The organism is Paraburkholderia silviterrae, assembly GCF_004353915.1.
Classification (GTDB): Bacteria; Pseudomonadota; Gammaproteobacteria; order Burkholderiales; family Burkholderiaceae; genus Paraburkholderia; species Paraburkholderia silviterrae.
This window is the reverse complement of sequence record NZ_SMRP01000068.1, coordinates 1,316-4,381: the sequence shown is the minus strand read 5'-3', so window position 1 is coordinate 4,381 and position 3,066 is coordinate 1,316. Positions and strand designations below refer to the sequence as shown.

Annotated in this window: 2 protein-coding genes and 1 pseudogene; 1 reads left to right on the top strand and 2 read right to left on the bottom strand. The window is 58.3% G+C overall.

Going from position 1 to position 3,066, the window contains the following annotated elements:
- Positions 1-191 (bottom strand): annotated as a pseudogene (locus EYW47_RS41530) (hypothetical protein); the annotation flags it as partial.
- Between the two features lie 25 nt (positions 192-216).
- A complete protein-coding gene (locus EYW47_RS40495) occupies positions 217-1,413 on the bottom strand; it encodes a hypothetical protein (protein ID WP_240764148.1) in 1,197 nt (398 codons plus the stop codon).
- 1,290 nt (positions 1,414-2,703) lie between these two features.
- Here EYW47_RS40495 and EYW47_RS40490 point away from each other — a divergent pair.
- Positions 2,704-3,066, top strand: a 363-nt coding sequence (locus EYW47_RS40490) for a substrate-binding domain-containing protein (RefSeq protein ID WP_133200401.1), incomplete at its 3' end; no start/stop codon positions are given.

The window sequence follows — 3,066 nt, the reverse complement described above, 5'->3', positions numbered from 1 at the left end:
GTAGATGGCGATTCGTTGCCGCTATCGCCGTTTCGGCTAACGATCGACGATTGCTGATCGGTCGGATCCGGCGCCACAGCGTTGACGGCGATGTCCGTGTCGGCCAACTCTAGCGCCCACGAGCGCGCGGCCTGGGTCTCGTCAGGATGAACGTCGCGCCGCGCCGCCGGCAGTACCGCACGATATGCCACGCGCGGGCGCGGTGCCAGCTATCGGTTACTGGACGAACAGCATGCCGTGCGGCGAGCTCATGCCTGTCATGATCGGCGTCATGTCGCCCGTCGTCGGGTCGTCCTGCAGCACGGTGCCTTGGCCATTGCTGTACATCGATCCTGCCTTAAATCCCGATGCGGACGTGATCTTGTAGATCAATCCCGAACCCGTGTCGGTGACGAGCATGAACTGGCTCGACGCTGGCGCCCAGCGCGTGTCGTCGACCGGCCACGGGTTCGAGTAAAGCGTCAGGAACAGTTCCTTCACTGACTGATTGGCCGCCCCCGGATTGCTGACGAACACGAGCTCCGAGTCAGCCTGGCTGTCGAGCACGAGGTTGCCCGCGGAATCGGTCGCCATCGAGTCCGGATCCTGTAGCCCCCCCGGGTTGTTGGTCGAGCCGTTCGGCACGAGCGGATTGCCGAGCATTGCGGTGCCGGAGGCGTCGACGGTGACTCCTGCGGCGCTCGGATTGATCACCTGCGCCCTCGCGTTGCCCGTCAGCACCGGCGTCAAATGGAACGTAGAGCCGGTCGAGTTGAGTGCCAGCGTGTAAATCGCGGGCCCGTCATAGAGATTCGTCGACGCATCGAGAGTCGGGTTCGAGCCGGAAACAAAAACCTGCCCGTTGATCATCTGCAGGTCGTCGAGACCGCCTCCATGAGCAGGCGCCGCGTCCGCGGTATAGGTCGTCATTTTGCCGCTCGTGACGTCAATCACGACGAGCGTCGGATTCGCGTCCTCGTTGGACATCGCCCAGATCGTATGGCTGTCGTAAGCCAACATGCCGTCGTTATGGCCCGGAACCGTGTATGTCTTCTGCGCGTTGCCGTTCATGTCGTACTGGACAATTTGAGTAGTTCCGGTCGCCGAATTGGTGCTTGAGACCGTGCCATTCGGCTGGACGTTGTCGCCGTAGGCGACGAGCATACTCGAGGCTGAGCCGGTTCCGAGTTGAACGATCGAATCGGGCTTGGTATAGCAGCCCGGGGAGGCCGGATCGCACGCGGGCGGATTCGACGATTTGCCGGGCGCCTGTGCGAAGACCGTAACGCTATATCCGGACGTTGCATTAACGCTCGACGGCACCGCGATGGAGGGTTGAGCCGGTGTCGACGGATTGTTGTTGTCTCCGCCGCCGCAAGCTGCGAGTGCTGAAGTCAGGGAAATGGCGAGCAGGGATTTTGTAAAATTCATCATGTCATCCACTGGTTAAAGGCCCCGGCACTATCGACGACGGAGATGACATCTGGGTGACGTTATTGAATAACCGCCTGATTGATAGTTATAACTATTCAGGGAATACAGCCCATGAAGGACTTGAATCTCTGTTTCTGGCCTGAATGTCGGGGACGTGCAGAGTGCATGGCGTGAGAGCCTTGCGGCGAGTTCCTGTCACGATGGGCAGTGGTCCGATCGATAGTCACACAGATCAGGAAGCGTGGCTCGTCGTTAGCTTGACCAGACACTGAGATTTTTGTTTTCGTCGATTCCAGAATTGATATTAAATCCATGATTGACACGAACGCCGAGGTCTTCAGATCAATCATGAATAGCGGCAAAATTTCAGTACGCCGTGGTGGATCGAGAAAAATGAAAATGGGAGCGACGTCTGCGTGGTAGACACCTGGCCAGGCGGAGAGCCGCGGTGCCTCTCGAATCAAACATTCGTTGACGAAGTCGTGAATTGGCATCAGCTACCCGGACACCTTCTGGCACGACGTAGTCAGCCATTCGCCGCACCTTGAACACGCCGTATAACTGCATCGATGTATTTCCTCCGCACGCCCAGCGCAAAACCAGCGGCGTGTGCGACGGCTTGCAAGATCCGATAGAAGCCCGTAGATCACCGGGTGGGACGACTGTACTGCGGGCTTAACTTCAAAAGTCGGCGAAACTTAAAAAGGTGCGTGCCTGGACGAGGGAGATGTTTCGATTAATTCCGCTTCCCGATCTGCATTTAAAATAATATCGATGATCATCTTCTTATATGCAGTAATGCAAAGCATCTACCTCGCGCCGGAGGCGCATCAGTCGGTTCAACGGGATTGTTGTGCGCTATCCGTAGAGCAATCCCCACGCTCCATTCCCCAAGGCGGTTCAAGCCTGTCGTTGCTGGAGCAGCAAGTTCTTGTCCGGCATGGCATCCGGAATCGACACGAAGTGCACTCCAGCGACGACCTTTTCCCCGTTTATCGACCACTGCGCTTTCGATCGATGGATACCGGTTCCACCCAATCGAACACTCGCGGCGCAGTTATTGCTAGTGGGAAACAACCGGGCTCTGCCGGCACGGCAAATGAAACCCGGGAGTTCTGACGCCCTGCTGCCTGCAGACAGAGGAAAGGTACGGTCAATGCGCCAAGCGTAAGTTCGTGGAACAAGGTGGACCTGGGTCTCGCCGTGGCGTCGGGCTCGCAGCAAGTCTTCCCAACAGTGTCACACATCGTGGATATCGTCCGGCGCTTGACACACACATGAGGTGTACAAATGAAACTGAAAGCGATTCCAGTTCTGATGCTCACGCTGCTGTCAGCGTCGATCGTTCACGCCGCAGACATCACCGGCGCAGGTAGCACATTCGCAGCACCGATCTACACGAAATGGGCGGATGCCTATCAGAAGTCGGGCGGCGGCAAGGTCAACTACCAGGGCATCGGCTCGTCGGGCGGCATCAAGCAGATTCAGGCGAAAACGGTCGACTTCGCGGGCTCGGACGCTCCGCTGAAGGACGACCAACTGGCCAAGGACGGCCTGTTCCAGTTCCCGACTGTGGTCGGCGGCGTCGTGCCGGCGATCAACGTGCCGGGAGTCAAGGCCGGCGAACTTACGCTCTCGGGCCCGGTGCTCGGT

Bases quoted from the DNA above. Each gene is read 5' to 3' on its own strand.
- EYW47_RS40495 (WP_240764148.1), bottom strand. From the start codon at position 1,413: ATGATGAATTTTACAAAATCCCTGCTCGCCATTTCCCTGACTTCAGCA.